The organism is Vibrio sp. 10N.222.48.A3, assembly GCF_041475345.1.
Taxonomy (GTDB): domain Bacteria; phylum Pseudomonadota; class Gammaproteobacteria; order Enterobacterales; family Vibrionaceae; genus Vibrio; species Vibrio tasmaniensis_A.
In genome coordinates this window covers 1-1,098 of record NZ_JBFRVX010001126.1, presented here as the reverse complement: position 1 = coordinate 1,098, position 1,098 = coordinate 1, and the positions used below count along the sequence as shown (strand labels likewise).

At 45.9% G+C, this 1,098-nt stretch carries 1 protein-coding gene; it reads left to right on the top strand.

All coding sequences use genetic code 11. The features are described 5' to 3' along the window. The coding region (locus AB4653_RS24300) for an N-acetylmuramoyl-L-alanine amidase (RefSeq protein WP_372105517.1) at positions 1-1,098 on the top strand (1,098 nt) is incomplete at both ends.

The following is a 1,098-nucleotide window of genomic DNA, read 5'->3' as shown; positions in this document are numbered from 1 at the left end:
ACTAAAGAGTTTAAGGGTTTGGCCTTCTCCAGAAGAAACTCGTGTGGTTATCGATTTAAAATCAGAAGCGGATTTCAGCTATTTCACCCTGAGTAGCCCGAGTCGCTTGGTTGTTGATTTAAAAAAGACCAACCTTGCAACTAAGTTACCGGTCGTGGTGAAAGACAGCCCCGTTCTATCTAAGATTCGTAAAAGCTCACCGCCAGACAAAAACACCTATCGCTTGGTTTTTGAGTTAAAGAAGTCGTCTAAAGCAGAGTTGTTTAAACTCAGTCCGACTCCTGGTGGTCAGTACGGACATCGCTTGGTGATCGATTTGCCTCATGGTGCGGCAAGTAAAGGCAAAGCAACATCAACGCCGACTAAGCCAACAGTGAGTAAGAACCTCAATCAAGTTAAGCGTCAGCGTGATGTTCTGATTGTGATTGACCCAGGCCACGGTGGTGAAGACCCTGGTTCCATTGGCCCATCTCGTAAATATGAGAAGAATGCGACTCTTAGTATTTCGAAAAAGATCGCTGCGCAGTTGAATGCAGTTCCGGGAATCAAAACGCGTTTAACACGTAATGCTGATTACTTTGTAAACCTGAACAGACGTGTTGCAATTGCTCGTGAGAACGAAGCACACCTCTTGATCTCTATTCACGCCGATGCCTTTACGACGCCTCAACCAAGAGGTGGTTCGGTGTTCGTGTTGAATACTCGACGGGCAAATACTGAGATTTCCCGTTGGATTGAGAACAAAGAGAAGCAGTCAGAATTGCTGGGCGGCAGCGGTGCTGCGTTTACTGGCAATATTGCAGATAAAAACGTCAACCAAACCCTGCTTGATTTGCAGTTTAGCCACTCTCAAAAAGAGGGCTACAAACTGGCAACGACCATTCTCTCTGAAATGGGTAAGGTCGCAAAACTGCATAACAGTAAGCCGATTAACACCAGCTTGGCAGTGTTACGTTCACCACAAATTCCATCGGTACTTGTAGAAACGGGCTTTATTTCGAATCCGACCGAAGAGAAGCTTCTTTTCCAACGTTCGCATCAAGACAAACTTGCGCGGGCTGTGACCAAAGCGGTCGTTAAATATTTGAAAGCGAATCC